The sequence below is a fragment of the Gilliamella sp. Gris1-4 genome, assembly GCF_001690335.1.
Classification (GTDB): domain Bacteria; phylum Pseudomonadota; class Gammaproteobacteria; order Enterobacterales; family Orbaceae; genus Gilliamella; species Gilliamella apicola_P.
Map to the genome: position 1 here is coordinate 15,291 of NZ_LZHA01000014.1, position 15,156 is coordinate 30,446.

The 15,156-nt window shown below is 34.3% G+C and carries 17 protein-coding genes; 11 read left to right on the forward strand and 6 right to left on the reverse strand.

Features of this window, described 5'->3' with window-relative positions:
* Positions 1-41: 41 nt before the first annotated feature.
* Positions 42-755, reverse strand: a complete 714-nt coding sequence (gene mnmD / locus A9G31_RS01570; RefSeq protein ID WP_065560139.1) for a tRNA (5-methylaminomethyl-2-thiouridine)(34)-methyltransferase MnmD — start codon at positions 753-755, stop codon at positions 42-44.
* 88 nt (positions 756-843) lie between these two features.
* Here mnmD and A9G31_RS01575 point away from each other — a divergent pair, with 88 nt between their 5' ends.
* From A9G31_RS01575 to A9G31_RS01600, 6 genes are all read left to right on the forward strand, one after another.
* Entirely contained in the window at positions 844-1,575 is a 732-nt protein-coding gene (locus tag A9G31_RS01575; protein WP_065560140.1) for a 1-acylglycerol-3-phosphate O-acyltransferase, read from the forward strand.
* 3 nt (positions 1,576-1,578) lie between these two features.
* The gene (locus A9G31_RS01580; RefSeq protein ID WP_065560141.1) at positions 1,579-2,361 is read left to right on the forward strand and encodes a methyltransferase domain-containing protein; all 783 of its coding nucleotides are present in this window, start codon (positions 1,579-1,581) and stop codon (positions 2,359-2,361) included.
* Between the two features lie 97 nt (positions 2,362-2,458).
* Complete coding sequence (gene rfaD / locus A9G31_RS01585) at positions 2,459-3,385, forward strand: ADP-glyceromanno-heptose 6-epimerase (protein WP_065560142.1); 927 nt, start codon at positions 2,459-2,461, stop codon at positions 3,383-3,385.
* Positions 3,386-3,400: 15 nt separating this feature from the next.
* The gene (rfaF, locus tag A9G31_RS01590) at positions 3,401-4,450 is read left to right on the forward strand and encodes an ADP-heptose--LPS heptosyltransferase RfaF (RefSeq protein WP_065560143.1); all 1,050 of its coding nucleotides are present in this window, start codon (positions 3,401-3,403) and stop codon (positions 4,448-4,450) included.
* Complete coding sequence (gene rfaC, locus A9G31_RS01595) at positions 4,450-5,412, forward strand: lipopolysaccharide heptosyltransferase RfaC (protein ID WP_065560144.1); 963 nt, start codon at positions 4,450-4,452, stop codon at positions 5,410-5,412. Before rfaF ends, rfaC begins: the two co-directional genes overlap by 1 nt.
* A gap of 22 nt (positions 5,413-5,434) precedes the next feature.
* Positions 5,435-5,635, forward strand: coding sequence for a YaeP family protein (locus A9G31_RS01600; RefSeq protein ID WP_065560145.1), 201 nt, complete (start codon positions 5,435-5,437; stop codon positions 5,633-5,635).
* Here the strand turns inward: A9G31_RS01600 and A9G31_RS01605 are convergent.
* The 3 genes from A9G31_RS01605 to trmA all read right to left on the reverse strand — a co-directional run bounded on the left by A9G31_RS01605 (position 5,628) and on the right by trmA (position 9,161).
* Positions 5,628-7,025 carry a heavy metal sensor histidine kinase gene (locus tag A9G31_RS01605; RefSeq protein ID WP_176700333.1) on the reverse strand — a complete coding sequence of 466 codons (1,398 nt, stop codon included), beginning with the start codon at positions 7,023-7,025 and terminating at the stop codon, positions 5,628-5,630. The genes A9G31_RS01600 and A9G31_RS01605 overlap by 8 nt on opposite strands.
* Positions 7,012-7,698 (reverse strand): heavy metal response regulator transcription factor, encoded by a 687-nt coding sequence (locus A9G31_RS01610; RefSeq protein ID WP_065560147.1) that lies wholly within the window; start codon positions 7,696-7,698, stop codon positions 7,012-7,014. The genes A9G31_RS01605 and A9G31_RS01610 overlap by 14 nt, the downstream gene beginning before the upstream one ends.
* A gap of 359 nt (positions 7,699-8,057) precedes the next feature.
* A complete protein-coding gene (gene trmA, locus A9G31_RS01615; protein WP_065560148.1) occupies positions 8,058-9,161 on the reverse strand; it encodes a tRNA (uridine(54)-C5)-methyltransferase TrmA in 1,104 nt (367 codons plus the stop codon).
* 354 nt (positions 9,162-9,515) lie between these two features.
* Between trmA and srmB the strand changes: the two genes are divergently transcribed.
* Complete coding sequence (gene srmB, locus A9G31_RS01620; protein ID WP_065560149.1) at positions 9,516-10,814, forward strand: ATP-dependent RNA helicase SrmB; 1,299 nt, start codon at positions 9,516-9,518, stop codon at positions 10,812-10,814.
* 131 nt (positions 10,815-10,945) lie between these two features.
* Positions 10,946-11,548 carry a peroxiredoxin C gene (locus A9G31_RS01625; RefSeq protein WP_065560150.1) on the forward strand — a complete coding sequence of 201 codons (603 nt, stop codon included), beginning with the start codon at positions 10,946-10,948 and terminating at the stop codon, positions 11,546-11,548.
* 96 nt (positions 11,549-11,644) lie between these two features.
* Here A9G31_RS01625 and A9G31_RS01630 read toward each other — a convergent pair whose 3' ends face one another.
* Together A9G31_RS01630 and A9G31_RS01635 are read right to left on the reverse strand one after the other, a co-directional pair.
* Positions 11,645-11,959, reverse strand: a complete 315-nt coding sequence (locus tag A9G31_RS01630) for a DMT family transporter (protein ID WP_065560151.1) — start codon at positions 11,957-11,959, stop codon at positions 11,645-11,647.
* A gap of 24 nt (positions 11,960-11,983) precedes the next feature.
* A complete protein-coding gene (locus A9G31_RS01635) occupies positions 11,984-12,307 on the reverse strand; it encodes a DMT family transporter (RefSeq protein WP_218056337.1) in 324 nt (107 codons plus the stop codon).
* 537 nt (positions 12,308-12,844) lie between these two features.
* Between A9G31_RS01635 and A9G31_RS01640 the strand changes: the two genes are divergently transcribed.
* From A9G31_RS01640 to A9G31_RS01650, 3 genes are read left to right on the forward strand one after another with little or no spacing between them, the layout of a single operon-like run.
* A complete protein-coding gene (locus A9G31_RS01640) occupies positions 12,845-13,501 on the forward strand; it encodes a nucleoside recognition domain-containing protein (RefSeq protein WP_065560152.1) in 657 nt (218 codons plus the stop codon).
* Positions 13,494-13,961, forward strand: coding sequence for a YjiG family protein (locus A9G31_RS01645; RefSeq protein WP_065560153.1), 468 nt, complete (start codon positions 13,494-13,496; stop codon positions 13,959-13,961). Before A9G31_RS01640 ends, A9G31_RS01645 begins: the two co-directional genes overlap by 8 nt.
* 14 nt (positions 13,962-13,975) lie before the next feature.
* Positions 13,976-15,076, forward strand: a complete 1,101-nt coding sequence (locus tag A9G31_RS01650; RefSeq protein WP_065560154.1) for a M20 peptidase aminoacylase family protein — start codon at positions 13,976-13,978, stop codon at positions 15,074-15,076.
* Positions 15,077-15,156 lie beyond the last annotated feature (80 nt).

Here is a 15,156-nt window from a genome sequence, read left to right on the forward strand (position 1 = left end):
TTTAATAAAATGTTTGGCCTTGCGCAATTACTCTGGCAAGGCTACTCATTTTTATAACCAATTAACATTTCACGCTTTATCCCAAAACCTTTGCGTTTAACTACTTTGAATCCAGCATTTAGTAAATTTCGTCTCACATACCCAGCCGCAGTAAAGGTAGCAAAAGAGCCATTTAAAGCCGTTAATGTATAGCAATCTTCAAATAATGATTTTACCCACATATCCGGATTTTTTGCTGGCGAAAACCCATCAAAAAACCAAGCATCGATCAACACATTTTGCTTTGTTAAAAAATCTGAAAAATTGCTAATATCATCATTACATATCTTTAAACTAACATCGTCAAACTGGAAAGTAGAATCAATTAAAAAAGCCTGAAGTCGTTTTGATAACGAAAGTAATGTTTTATTTTTAGAAAGTACATTATTATGAATCTTTATTAATTCATTTAACGATAATGGGTACTTTTCAACACTAAAAAATGCAAGATGTTTAAGTATATGATTCGGGTATTGACTTCTAAAATGCAAAAATGTTTCCCATAAAATCAAAAAACTTAGCCCAGAGCCAAAGCCTGTTTCGCCAACTATAAATGTATCTTGCTTATGATGCAAAAAACGTTGACGTAAATCATTACCCTCAATAAATACATATCTGGTTTCCTCAATTGCACCTTCGGTATTGAAATAAACATCACCAAAATAAGTAGAAATAGGAGTTTGATTCTTGTCCCAAATAATAGTCGATTTATGCATAATCATCCTTTAAACAGAAGCCGTTAATGAACTGTATATTAGTCTTGATTATGTATATAATACGCCAAGTCAACTTATGAGGTAAATTATGGTATTTCTTTTTCGCTTAATTAGTATTGTTATAATTGGTATTATCGTTTGTGTTTTAGGTATCATTTTTTGCCTTTTCAACCCAAGAAATCCCAAGAACGTAGCAAGATTTGCTCATTTATTTAGTTTTTTCTTTAAACCTATATTGGGTGTAAAAGTTGATACTCGCACTATCCCTAATATCAATAAAATAGCTAGCTGTATCTATATTGCTAATCATCAAGATAACTATGATATAGTTGTAGCGGGTGATGTTGTGCAATCTAAAACGGTAACAGTAGGAAAAAAAAGTCTAGCTTGGATTCCTTTTTTTGGGCAACTTTATTACCTTACAGGTAACATTCTTATTGACCGAAACAATAAATCAAAAGCTCACGATACAATTGGGCAAGTTGTTAATGAAATTAAAAAGCGTGGCATATCTATTTGGATGTTTCCTGAGGGTACTCGTAGCCGTGGACGGGGATTATTACCGTTTAAAACAGGTGCTTTTAAAGCAGCCATTGCTGCTGGAGTACCAATTGTGCCGATCTGTGTATCGCAAACCAATAATATTAAATTAAACCGCCTAAATAATGGACATATCATTGTTGAAATGTTAGAACCTATCGAAACAAAAAATCTAGGCAAAGAGGATACTAGAGTCTTAATGGAACAGTGCTATAGCCTAATGGCAACTAAAATAGCGCAAATAAATGCTGAAGCAAAACAACTAAACAATCAAAAATAATTCATGAATAAACAAGATCGTAATTTTGATGATATCAGCAATAAATTTGCACAAAATATTTATGGCACAACCAAAGGTCAAATTCGCGAAGCAGTAGTATGGCAAGAACTAGAAAAAGTTTTAGCTACCTATCCACACAATAAATCATTAAATATTCTAGATGCTGGTGGAGGACAAGGTCAGATCGCCTGTCGGCTAGCCAAACTTGGGCATCAAGTAACGCTTTGCGATATCTCTGAACAAATGCTAGAACTGGCAAAACAAAAAGCTCAATCCGAAAAGATAAATATAGATTGTCTTTGTTGCCCTATTCAGCAGCTTGATAACTTAATAAACAAACAGTTTGATTTAGTCATTTGTCATGCTGTATTAGAGTGGGTTGCTGAACCAATTGAATTAATAAAATCATTAAAACAACACCTTAAATCTGATGGTTTTTTATCGTTAATGTTTTATAACTATCATGCGCTTTTGTTTAAAACGGTCACATTAGGCAATTTTGGTTACACAAAATCAGGGTTAGCTAAGCGTAAGAAAAAGACACTTTCTCCCGATTATCCAAGAGTTCCAACAGACGTATATCACTGGCTTACACAACTTGATTTTGATATTTTGCAAAAAACGGGGATTCGTATTTTCCATGACTACCTAATCAACAAATCCAAAGCAGAAACTCATTTTGAACAACTATTAGAACTTGAACAAAAATACTGCCAAACTGAACCTTATCTTAATTTAGCAAGATATATATTAGTTACTGCAAAAAATAAAATGAATTCACAATAAACTCTTTTTACTCATGCTTTTTTAAATGAGCACTCGTAAAATTTATCATAAATCGTTATTATAAGCAGATTAGTTTTATTGATTAAGGAAAATAATCATGATTGTTGTAACGGGCGGTGCTGGGTTCATTGGTAGTAATATTGTTAAAGGTTTGAATGACCTTGGGCATAAAGATATTTTAGTGGTTGATGATCTAACTGACGGCACTAAATTTTCTAATCTAGCTGATCTAGATATTGCCGATTATATGGACAAAGATGAGTTCATCGCAGCTATTATTAGTCATGAAGATCTTAATATTGAAGTTGTTTTTCATCAAGGTGCCTGTTCGTCAACCACAGAATGGGATGGCAAATTTATGATGGAAAATAACTATGACTATTCTAAAGACTTGTTGCATTACTGTCTCGATTTCAATATTCCATTTTTATATGCTTCATCAGCCGCTACTTATGGTGGGCGCAGTGATAACTTTATTGAAGATCGCTCTTACGAAAAGCCATTAAACGTATATGGATATTCTAAATTCTTATTTGACCAATATGTGAGACAATTACTACCCCAAGCTAATTCGCCTATTTGTGGATTCCGTTATTTTAATGTCTATGGACCACGTGAATCACATAAAGGTAGCATGGCAAGTGTCGCATTTCATCTAAATGAACAAATTAATAAAGGTGAAAAACCAAAACTCTTTGCAGGTAGTGAAAACTTTAAACGTGACTTTATTTATGTTGGTGATGTCGTTGCGGTCAATTTATGGTTCTGGAAAAATAAAATATCAGGAATTTATAACTGTGGAACAGGTCGAGCAGAATCGTTCCAAGCTGTCGCTGATGCGGTTCTTACTTACCATAAAAAAGATGAAATTGATTATATCCCCTTTCCTGAACACCTAAAAGGACGGTATCAAAGCTATACCCAAGCAGATCTGACTAAATTTAGACAAACTAAATGCCCAATTGAATTTAAAAATGTTGCAGAAGGAACTACTGAATATATGAAATGGCTTAATGAACAATAAGATGGAATTGATTAAATGAAAACACTCATTATTGGTCCTTCATGGGTTGGCGATATGATGATGTCGCAAAGCCTGTATCGTACATTAAAACAACTTGATTCTAATAACGAAATTGATGTTTTAGCGCCGGCTTGGTGTCGAGCGCTATTAAATAAAATGCCAGAAGTGAATCAAGCAATTGCAATGCCATTAGGCCATGGTGAGTTTGCTTTAAAAAAACGTCATGAAATAGGTAAATCACTGCGTGATAACCATTATGATCAGGCTATTGTATTACCTAATTCATTCAAATCAGCATTGATTCCATTTTTTGCCAAAATTCCTAAACGTACAGGTTGGAAAGGCGAGATGCGTTATGGTTTATTAAATGATCTTCGTAAACTTGATAAGCAAGCATTTCCGTTGATGGTTGAACGCTATATTGCTCTTGCTTATCCTGATAGACAGATTCATTCGGCTTCCGATTTACCACAACCACTACTATGGCCAAAACTCAATGTCGAACAAGATGAAATAACCCAAGCTCTTTCAACTTTTACTATAACACAAGATGAACCATTAATTGGCTTTTGTCCTGGTGCTGAATTTGGCCCTGCAAAACGCTGGCCCGATTATCATTACGCGGCACTTGCTGATATGCTAGTTAAACAGCACGCTAAAATTATTATTTTTGGGTCCCAAAATGATCGTGAAGTAGGAGAAAAAATTATTGCTAAAATGATACATCGCGATAAATGTATCAATCTAGCAGGTCAAACACAATTAGAACAAGCTGTTAACCTAATTGCTGCTTGTAAAGCCATTGTGACTAATGACTCTGGACTAATGCATGTTGCAGCAGCTTTAGACAGACCACTGGTTGCTCTTTATGGGCCAAGTAGTCCAGATTTTACCCCTCCACTATCAGATAAAGCTGAAGTTATTCGTTTAATTACCGGATACCACCGTGTTCGTAAAGGCGATGCAGAACAAGGTTACCATCAAAGCCTGATCGATATTAAACCCGATATTGTTTTCGAAACCTTGATGAAACTCATCATGCGCTGTAAGAAGAGTAATGAATAATGAGAGTATTAATGGTTAAAACATCATCCATGGGGGATGTACTTCATTCTTTACCAGCATTAACTGATGCTGCTAACAATTTACCAAATATATCCTTTGATTGGGTAGTAGAAGAAAATTTTGCCCAAATACCTAGTTGGCACTTTGCTGTAAACCAAGTGATACCGGTTGCAATAAGACGCTGGCGAAAAAATTGGTTCGCTAAAGCAATTCGTCAAGAGCGCCATGATTTTATTGATACCTTAAGACGACAACATTATGATGTGATTATTGATGCACAAGGACTCATTAAAAGTGCGTTTCTTATTACTCGTAAAGCACGGGGTATTAAACACGGTTTGGATCGCAAAAGTATCAAAGAACCAATTGCTAGTTGGTTTTATGATGTAAAACACAATGTACCTAAACAAATGCATGCTATTGAACGCGTTAGATTACTGTTTGCAAAAAGCCTACAATATAAATTACCTGATTCAATGGGTGATTATGCAATTGCGCGTCACTTTTTATCTTCATTACCTATCGATAATCAGCAATATCTGATTTTTTTACACGCAACAACACGAGATGAAAAGCACTGGAGTGAAGATGCTTGGCGGAAATTAATTAAATTAGTTGAGCCGACTGGGTTAAAAATAAAATTACCTTGGGGAGCACCACATGAGCAAGCACGAGCAATTCGTCTAGCACAAGGATTCCAACACGTAGAGGTACTTCCCAAACTTTCACTTTCTGATATAGCAACCGTTATTGCGGGAGCAAAAGCCGTTGTTTCGGTAGATACTGGTTTAAGTCATCTAACCGCTGCACTAGATCGTCCGAATTTTACTTTATTTGGCAAAACCGATCCAAAATTAATTGGTGGCTATGGAAAAAATCAATTTAGCATTATCTCAAATGAAAAATGTATGCAAACCATTCAAGCCGAGCAAGTTTACAAACAATTAGCTGGCTTTTTATAAGTGAAATAAAAAAATGAATTTAATGAATAAATATAGCGATCTTATTTATGAAAAATACGCACAAATTGGCAGTAATGATCTCGGTTATATTGATGATGCCTTAGGTGCTGTTATGCAAGTATTAGACGAAGTTGTTCGTAACGAAAATGTCCCACAAGAACTAAAAGATAAAGCCGCTTATGCAGCGGCTAATTTACTGATCAGCGACTTTGATGTTAAATAGTGGTTGGTAAATTAATAATAAAACGGGTTGATTGCTCATCAGACTCAGCGTAAATTGAACCTTTATGTGTTTCAATAATGGATTTGACGATAGCAAGCCCTATTCCTGTGCCCGAACTATCATTACGATGACGTGATTCGTCAACTCGGTAAAACCGATCAAAAAGGTGTGGCAAGTGTTTACTGTCAACTTTTTTACCTGGATTAGAAATAATAATTCGAATGCGCTTTTCACTTACTTGACTTAAAGTTATAGTAATTGTTTGATTTTCAGGTGTATAACGGATTGCATTGGATAAAATATTACTGATTGCCCTACTTAACATCATCTTATCACCTTGAATATGAGAACAATTACCTTCAAGATTAATAGCAATATTCTTCTCATCGGTAAGTGGTTCAAAATATTCATACATCATTGTGATCAAGCTATGTAAGTCAATATCAATTAAATTAGGCACCAATTGATGATTATCTGCTTGTGCTAAAAATAACATATCAGAAATCATCTGTGACATTTTTTCGTATTCTTCTAAATTAGAATATAAAATCTCACGATATTCCTTAGTCGTTCTGGCATTACTCAGTACTATTTGCGTTTGAGTTGTTAGATTGGTAATAGGCGTTCTTATCTCATGGGCAATATCTGCTGTAAAATTACGTTGTCGTTGAAATACATCCTCTATCCGACTAAGCATATCATTGAATGCTTTCACTAAACTAACATATTTAATTGGCACTAAAGAAGTAGGAATGCGGTAATTCAGATTTTTAAAATTAATTTTTTCGATCTTTTTAATCAATCGATTAATTGGTTTTTGGGTAAAATAGACACTAACAAAAGAACCAATTAAAGCCAAAATACAAGCAATAGCAATAAGCAATCCTAAACCATCGTGTAATCGCCGAATGAATTCAATATGTAAATCACGACCAACAGCAACTATGGTTGTATATTGTCTACCATTTTCAATAACAACTCGTGAGGCAGCAACTCGATATGAGGCTTTATCTTGATTCCAAATAGCAGTACTGTGATTTGTAATAATGGTATCAAAATCAATATGATTTTTAGCAACCGTTAGATTAGGTCCACGGGTTCGATAAACAATTTTACCGTTTTCATCAATAACATAAACGAATAGACGATGATGTCCAGTCAAAATTAATAATAAATTTTGAATAAATTCATCACGATTCTCATCTGGAGAATAATAAACAAGTTCACGTTCTATAGAATCAATAACCGAATTAAGTTCAGATACATTTTGTTGAATTGAAATTTTTTCAAAAGAACGCTCAATAAAAAAACTAAAACAATAAAGTAAGCCACAAGTTAATAAACAAACAATAAGAGGCAAACGAAACGAAATTAATTTATTCTGCTTCATCCAAGACATCTAACTTATACCCCATTCCACGGACTGTATGAATTAATTTTGGCTCAAAATCAGCATCGATTTTATTACGCAATCTTCGAATTGCAACATCAATCACATTTGTATCACTATCGAAATTCATATCCCAAACTTGAGATGCAATTAATGATCTAGGTAATACTTCACCAGGATAACGTAAAAAATATTCTAATAACAAAAATTCTTTATTGGTTAAATCAATGCGTTTATCTCCACGTGTTACCATACGTTTAGGAAGGTCCATGATCAAATCCGCAATACTCAATTGAGAATTATTGACTTGAGGGACATTACGTCGAAGCATAGATTTAACTCGAGCCAATAATTCAGCAAACGAGAAAGGTTTTACTAGGTAATCATCTGCACCTAAGTTAAAGCCTTTAACTTTATCCTCCACACTCCCCATAGCGGTAAGAAACATGATTGGGGTCTCTTTGCCTGCTTCTCGCAGTGACTGAACAATTTTCCAACCAACTATATCAGGCAACATAACATCTAAAATAATTAGATCATAATCTTCTGTCATGGCTCTATGATAACCATCAAGACCATTATTTGTTAAATCAACAACAAATCCAGATTCAACTAAACCTTGGCGAAGATACTCACCTGTTTTTTGCTCATCTTCAACTACTAACAATTTCATATTTGAATACTTCCTTTGTTATTTGTCTGGTTGTCGTAATTGCATAATACAGCTATAGAATAAATGATAAACACCAAACCAATCATGATGGTTTAATGACTATTTTGTAATTATGATGTCATTAATTAGTTGGTTTATCTTTGTTATAGTAGCTACACAATGATTCATGAGGCTAGACATTATTGTTTCATTGTTTTATTTCCTTTCATCCATTCCTTGCAATTTAATGCAGCCCTAGTTTATCTAGGGTTTTTTTGTTATAGGTCGATGCAAGCTTACATTCACCCGAAACAACAATTAGTTAGGCATAAATTGAATATATTTTAACAAAAATACTCCACATTGAATATTACTTCCTATTACTTTTTACACAATACAATACCTGTTTCGACATGATCTGTATAAGGAAATTGATCGAACATAGCAAAATGTTGAATCGAATGTGTCTTAGTTAATAACTGCAAATTGTCACGCAATGTATTAGGATTACACGAAATATAAATAATTGTTTTGTAAGTTTTTAATATATTAATAGTATTTAAATCCACTCCCCCTCGTGGCGGATCAACAAGTACCGTATCACACTGATAGTCATTCAAATTGATTCCTTTTAAACGATTAAACTCTCGTTCTTTTTTAATTGCACTAGTAAATTCTTCGGCTGACAACCGTACAATATTAAGATTATCGATTTGATTAACTTCTATATTATGCAGAGCTGAATAAACTGATGCTTTAGCTATTTCGGTTGCCAATACTTTGCGAAAATTTTGTGCCAGCGCGATCGAAAAATTACCATTACCACAATAAAACTCAAGTAAATCACCAGATGAATTTTTTGTAACCGATATAGCCCACTGTAGCATTTTAATATTTACTGCCGCATTTGGTTGAGTAAAACTATTTTCAATTTGTCGATAAATAAACGTCTTATCCATTACTGGCAACACTTCATCAACATAATCCACATCAATTGCTATTTTTTGATTACTCGCTCTCCCTACAATATTAGCGATTACTCCATGCTCAGCTAACTGTGCTTTTAATTTTTTTGCTTCTATGATCCATTCATCGCTTAATTTTTTATGATATAAAAGCGTAATTAATAACTGACCACTTAAAGTCGAAAAATAATCAATTTGAAACAGCATATGGCGAAGTAACTGATTATATTGCAATAAAGGTAAAATGGTTTGCATAGCTTGATTAATTAGCTTAGTTGCAATAGGAAATTCATCAATCCGTATTCGCTTTTTTGTTTTTTTATCATACATAATATGATAAAGATCTTCACCATCATGCCAGATTCTAAACTCAGCACGCATACGGTAATGGCTAATAGGTGAACAATGTACTGATAATTCGGGAAGCGAAAAGTCTGACAATAATGCTTTTAAATTATCTACTTTTTTTTTCAACTGTTGATTATAATTATCATTCGAGAAACATTCGGTTATATTCATTATCTGATAGTTATTAAAAGAGTATTATTTAATATAGAAATTTGAGTCAATCGTGTTAAATCACAAAATAATTAAAAATTAATTATTTAAACTAATTTATCTTTAGCACTATAAATAGTCATTATACATGTTATCATAAATAGCCATATATCTTACCACAAACAGCCAACGATGATAAGTTTCGCTTGGATAAAGCATCTAGTTTTAGAAATAAAACTATGTTTTCACTACAATCACTTCTTTACAATTAAGTACTCCATAAAGATTGAATAATACTCCATCACACTTTTATTGATTGTAGTTATAACGATTAACGTTATAATGTGCCCTATAATTTTAGATAAAAAGAACACTATGACAGCACACACTTTTTCTGATTTAGAATTAGATGATATTTTAATTCATAATCTTCAAACACAAAATATAAACACTCCCACCATAATCCAAGCACAAACGATCCCTGTTGCTTTAGATGGCAAAGATATTTTAGGTTCCGCACCAACAGGTACAGGTAAAACGTTGGCTTTTTTAATTCCGTCCGTACAACATTTACTTGATTTTCCACGTCGTAAGCCTGGCCCACCACGAATTTTAATTTTAACGCCAACGCGTGAACTAGCCATGCAAATTGCTGAACAAGCTAAATTATTAACCGAATCAACAAATTTAAGCATTGCAACTATTACAGGTGGCGTTGCCTATATGAATCACGCTGAAGTGTTTAGCAAAAACCAAGATATCGTTATTGCTACAACAGGCCGATTATTACAGTATATAAAAGAAGAGAACTTCGATTGCCGAGCGGTTGAAATGCTTATTTTAGACGAAGCCGATCGCATGTTAGACATGGGTTTTTCCAAAGATGTCGAAACAATTTCAGCGGAAACCCGTTGGCGTAAACAAACCTTATTATTTTCAGCCATACTGGAAGGTGAAGGACTACATAATTTTGCTAGCCGTATTTTGAATGATCCTATCGAAATCAATGCCGAGCCATCACGCAAAGAGCGTAAAAAAATCCTACAATTTTATTATCGTGCTGATGATTTAACTCATAAAGTGGCACTTCTTATTCACTTATTAAAACAAGAAGAATTAAAAAAAACAATTGTATTTGTTCGTAAACGCGAACGTGTCCATGAATTAGTTAGCCTACTGCATCAAGCTGGTATCCATAGTTGTTATTTAGAAGGTGAGATGGTACAAGCCAAACGAAACGAAGCAATAAAGAGAATCAGCAATAACACTGTCAATGTGCTTGTTGCAACCGATGTTGCTGCACGAGGTATTGATATTGACAATATTACTCATGTTATTAATTTTGATGCACCAAAAACGGCTGATGTCTATTTACATAGAATTGGGCGCACCGCACGCGCGGGCAAAAAAGGAACAGCAATTATGCTAGTCGAGGCGCATGATAATGAATTACTGCAAAAAATTGAGCGCTATATTAAAGAACCAATCAAACTAAGAACGATTGATGAATTACGTCCTAAAACTAAAGCGCCAAAACCAGTAACCAAGAAAAAACCATCACAAAAGGCAAAACAAAAAAATGTAAATAAAAAGCAAGAACAAGCAAAAAAGAAAAAAGTAAAACAACGCTATCGAGATACTAAAAATAAAGGTAAACCCAAAATCAATAATTAATACCGAACAATAATTGCAACTCAATAGTTTAAACTTATGATACTAATCGTTTATAACAACTTTGACAATGGATTTTAATTGTTATAATGCTACGCACAATGAGTTGCAGTTAATTTTTAAGGAGAAACACTATGACACTAGTCACTCGCAAAGCACCAGATTTTACATCAGCAGCTGTTTTAGGTACTGGTGAAATTGTAGACAATTTCAATTTATTAAAACACATCAATGGTAAGTATGCCGTTGTATTCTTCTGGCCAATGGACTTCACATTTGTTTGCCCATCTGAAATCATTGCATTTGATCACCGTCTAGAAGAATTCAAAAAACGTGGTGTTGAAGTAATTGGTGTTTCAATGGACTCTGAATATGTACATAATGCATGGCGCAATACTCCACAAGATAAAGGTGGTATTGGTGAAGTTAAATTCCCAATTGTTGCAGATATCAAACACTCGATTATGCAATCTTATGGTATTGAACATCCTGAAGCTGGTGTTGCACTGCGTGCTTCATTCTTTATCGACAAATCAGGAATTGTGCGCCACGAAACAATTAATGACTTACCAATTGGACGTAACATTGACGAAATGATTCGTATTGTAGATGCGTTCCAATTCCATGAAGAACATGGTGAAGTTTGCCCTGCTCAATGGACAAAAGGTAAAAAAGGCATGCAAGCAAATCCAAATGGCGTTGCTAGTTTCTTAAAACAACATGCTGATGAAATTTAATTTAGTATAATTTCTTTTTTATTCATTCATATCTTTTTACACTTTACGTTACCGGAGTTAATCTCCGGTTTTTTTTATAAATATAAACACAATTGCTCATAAAGTAGCATGTAAACCTACAACACCAACGATAATAATGGTGAGACCAAATATACGAGGAAAATTCTTAGGTTCATTAAATAACAGCATATTGGCTAACACCGCACCCGAAGTACCAAGACCGACCCAAACAGGATACACAACACTCAATTCAAGATAATGGAGTGAAAAATAGAAAAGCACGAAAGAGATAAAAAAACCTCCCCAATACAAAGTCAGTCTAAACAGATTTTTTTGCTGAGCATATAATTTAAGGCCTATAGCACCAATTACTTCGAAAACTGATGCAATTAAGATTAACAGCCATCCCATGATTAAATTGTCCTTATGATAATATCAACCGTCAGCACGTTTTAGTTGTACAACACCAATAATAATTATCGCCACAAAAAAAAGTTGAATTAACTTAATTTCTTTATTAAAAAGTAAGATATCAATCACCGTTGCTCCGACGGCACCAACACCCGAAAATATGGCATAAACCGTACCTGTAGGTATTGTTTTACAAGCATTGGTTAAAAACGTAAAATCAATAATAATGAGCGTAACAATAATAATCCATTGCCAAAGCTCGGTTGCGATGCTAAATCCTAAAATCCAACATATTTCAAAAAAGCAGGTTAGCACCACAAATGCCCACTCTTTATTCATGCTAAACATATAGCTACCTCGTTTTATGCTACTTTATTTTATGTCGTAATCAATTTTCTGCTGCAATGTGTTTAAGTATAATGCTTGATTATGCTCTATTGTCTAAAAGCAACGACAAGACAAAAGATGGTTCGCAAATAGAATTTGCCGCCAAAAGATATCAATTGTTATATGGTTCTATTCATTAAACCAAAACGCCTAACGTTTACGAAACATCATTACAATTTTTATTATTATTTTTCAAATAAGTAGATAATTCTATAATGAAGATATATAAATGGCAAGGACAAAATTACACAACTCAATGTTAGAAAGTTTATACAAGCTAACCAATTCACCTTTATATAGTACTTTATTATGCAAGATATAATAAAGACTTGTGATTTATTAGAAAAAAATAAAAAAAGTTATATCTTTTTCAATTTGACATCAAATCGTTATAAAATGCTAAAAAAGCACTTTTTGAGCATTTTTAACTAAACAGTACAAGAAACATTTGTACTTATAAATATCTATTTTTTAAACATTAGGAAAAAGGAAAGTAGCATGTCAAAAAAGACAGACAATGAATTTAAAGTCGGTATAAAAGCCTATGTATCGCTAGTAGTAGCAATCTTATTTTTTTCAGGCTTATTTTTTAATGTAGAAGGTAAAGAATGGTTAGGAGCATTTGATTTTACTAGCTTAAGCGGTAAATTTGGCACTATGCTACATCCTGATAAAAACACTTTTGTGGGGGAAGGAGGTAACAGTGCTAGAGCTGGATTTATTTTCGCCTTATCACTTATACCTACGGTTATGTTAGCGCTAGGCGTGTTAGAAATATTTACCCATTACGGTACCATTCGTGCTGCACACAAATTATTAACACCATTGTTAAAACCAATTTTAGGTGTACCAGGTAAAACAGGACTTGCATTAATTACCGATCTACAAAGCACTGATGCTGGTGCTGTATTAACTAAAGAGTTATATGACGAAAAGCAAATTACTAAAAAAGACCTTATAATTATTAGTGCTTGGCAATATTCTGGTGCGGGTTTAATTAATAACTACTTCTCGATTGGTTCGGCATTATTTGCCTCAATGACTGTAGCTATTTTTATTCCTCTTGTCGTCATGTTAGTGCTTAAATTTGTAGGCGCAATAATGGTTCGCTTAGTATTAAATACAATTTATAAAAAGGATTTTATCAATGAGTAATTTGCAAAAACAAACTAATAACCCTTTAGATATTTTTGTAATTGGTGCCCGCAAAGGATTCAACATTGCTATTAATAATTTAATGCCCAATATTTTAATGGCATTTGTAATTACCGAAATACTAAAACGTTTAGGTATAATGCAATTAATAGGAACTTATTGTGCTCCAGTAATGGAGATTTTTGGTCTACCTGGCGAAGCAATTACCGTATTACTAACTGCATGGCTATCGGCATCAGCAGGTACAGGCGTTGCAGTTAACTTATTTACCGCAGGAACAATCAATCCAACAGCAATAACCATATTAGCCCCTGCTATTTTCTTAATGGGCTCACAATTACAGTATATGGGACGATTATTAGGTGTTGCCGATGTACCCAAAAAATACTGGCCACTACTCATGTTAACTAGTATTTTCAATGCATTAGTTTCAATGATTATTATGCGATTTTTTGTTTAATAAAGGAGATAAGCATGTCTAACGTATTAGAACATTATCAGTATTTACATCAAATTCCAGAATTGGGATTTGAAGAACACAAAACATCGGCATATATTGCACTGCAACTTGAACAAGCAGGCTATGAAGTAACTCGCAACATCAATAACACAACAGGAATTGTTGCGCAATACGATAGTGGTAAACCAGGCCCTGTACTCGCTTTACGGGCAGATATGGATGCTCTAGGGCATATCATTGACGGCGAACCTTGTGCAAGACATACCTGCGGTCATGATGGCCATTCATCAATATTATTAACCTCGGCACAAGAGTTAATAAAAGAAGGCAACATCAAAAAAGGTCGATTGAAACTCATCTTCCAACCTGCCGAAGAACTTGGAACAGGTGCTTTAGCTATGATTGAAGGAGGAGCAATTGACGATGTTGATATGATTATCGGTTTACATTTGCGCCCTAAAGATGAATGCCCCAAAGGCTTTGCATCAGCGGCAATGTACTATTCAGCATCTACCACGGTTGAAGTAAATATTCATGGTATCCCAGCACATGGTGCTCGACCTCATTTAGGCGTTAATGCCCTTGATGCAGCAACGCTGGCCATTCAAGCAGTTAACACCATTCACCTTGCACCAAGCTTAACCTATAGCGTTAAAGCAACACGTTGCATTTGTGATGCTGGAGTCACCAATGCTATTCCATCTGAAGCATATGTATGCTGGGATCTAAGAGCGCCAACTAACCCAGCTATGGATGAACTAAAAGCCAAAACGTTAAATGCGATAAAACTCAGTATTGAATCTATCGGTGCGAAAGCGGATATCAATGTCACTAAAGAAATTCCAGCTGCGGAAATTGATAATGATGTTACAAAAATTATTGCCGAAGCCATTGTGGATGTACTTGGCAACGAGGGGCTAAAAGAGCCTATTTTCACCCCGGGTGGAGAAGACTTTTTCAATTATCCTTGTGAACGTAATGTCAAAGCTGGTTTTTGGGGATTAGGAGCTGATCTAACACCAGGATTACATCATCCTGAAATGAAGTTTGACACTTCAGCATTAGAAAATGGAGTCAAAATAACCAAAGCTTGTGCATTAAAAGTACTTGGCTAATTTCCACCCTATCCGCCGATACTTTACTTCGGCGGAAGATGATTTAAATCACAAACAAAAGCTCTTCCCCTACCTTGTAT

Coding starts and splice junctions, on each gene's coding strand:
- mnmD (WP_065560139.1), bottom strand. CDS start 755: ATGCATAAATCGACTATTATTTGGGACAAGAATCAAACTCCTATTTCT.
- A9G31_RS01600 (WP_065560145.1), top strand. CDS start 5,435: ATGAATAAATATAGCGATCTTATTTATGAAAAATACGCACAAATTGGC.
- rfaD (WP_065560142.1), top strand. CDS start 2,459: ATGATTGTTGTAACGGGCGGTGCTGGGTTCATTGGTAGTAATATTGTT.
- A9G31_RS01645 (WP_065560153.1), top strand. CDS start 13,494: ATGAGTAATTTGCAAAAACAAACTAATAACCCTTTAGATATTTTTGTA.
- A9G31_RS01625 (WP_065560150.1), top strand. CDS start 10,946: ATGACACTAGTCACTCGCAAAGCACCAGATTTTACATCAGCAGCTGTT.
- A9G31_RS01575 (WP_065560140.1), top strand. CDS start 844: ATGGTATTTCTTTTTCGCTTAATTAGTATTGTTATAATTGGTATTATC.
- rfaF (WP_065560143.1), top strand. CDS start 3,401: ATGAAAACACTCATTATTGGTCCTTCATGGGTTGGCGATATGATGATG.
- A9G31_RS01605 (WP_176700333.1), bottom strand. CDS start 7,025: ATGAAGCAGAATAAATTAATTTCGTTTCGTTTGCCTCTTATTGTTTGT.
- rfaC (WP_065560144.1), top strand. CDS start 4,450: ATGAGAGTATTAATGGTTAAAACATCATCCATGGGGGATGTACTTCAT.
- A9G31_RS01635 (WP_218056337.1), bottom strand. CDS start 12,307: ATGTTTAGCATGAATAAAGAGTGGGCATTTGTGGTGCTAACCTGCTTT.
- A9G31_RS01630 (WP_065560151.1), bottom strand. CDS start 11,959: ATGGGATGGCTGTTAATCTTAATTGCATCAGTTTTCGAAGTAATTGGT.
- A9G31_RS01640 (WP_065560152.1), top strand. CDS start 12,845: ATGTCAAAAAAGACAGACAATGAATTTAAAGTCGGTATAAAAGCCTAT.
- A9G31_RS01580 (WP_065560141.1), top strand. CDS start 1,579: ATGAATAAACAAGATCGTAATTTTGATGATATCAGCAATAAATTTGCA.
- srmB (WP_065560149.1), top strand. CDS start 9,516: ATGACAGCACACACTTTTTCTGATTTAGAATTAGATGATATTTTAATT.
- A9G31_RS01650 (WP_065560154.1), top strand. CDS start 13,976: ATGTCTAACGTATTAGAACATTATCAGTATTTACATCAAATTCCAGAA.
- trmA (WP_065560148.1), bottom strand. CDS start 9,161: ATGAATATAACCGAATGTTTCTCGAATGATAATTATAATCAACAGTTG.
- A9G31_RS01610 (WP_065560147.1), bottom strand. CDS start 7,698: ATGAAATTGTTAGTAGTTGAAGATGAGCAAAAAACAGGTGAGTATCTT.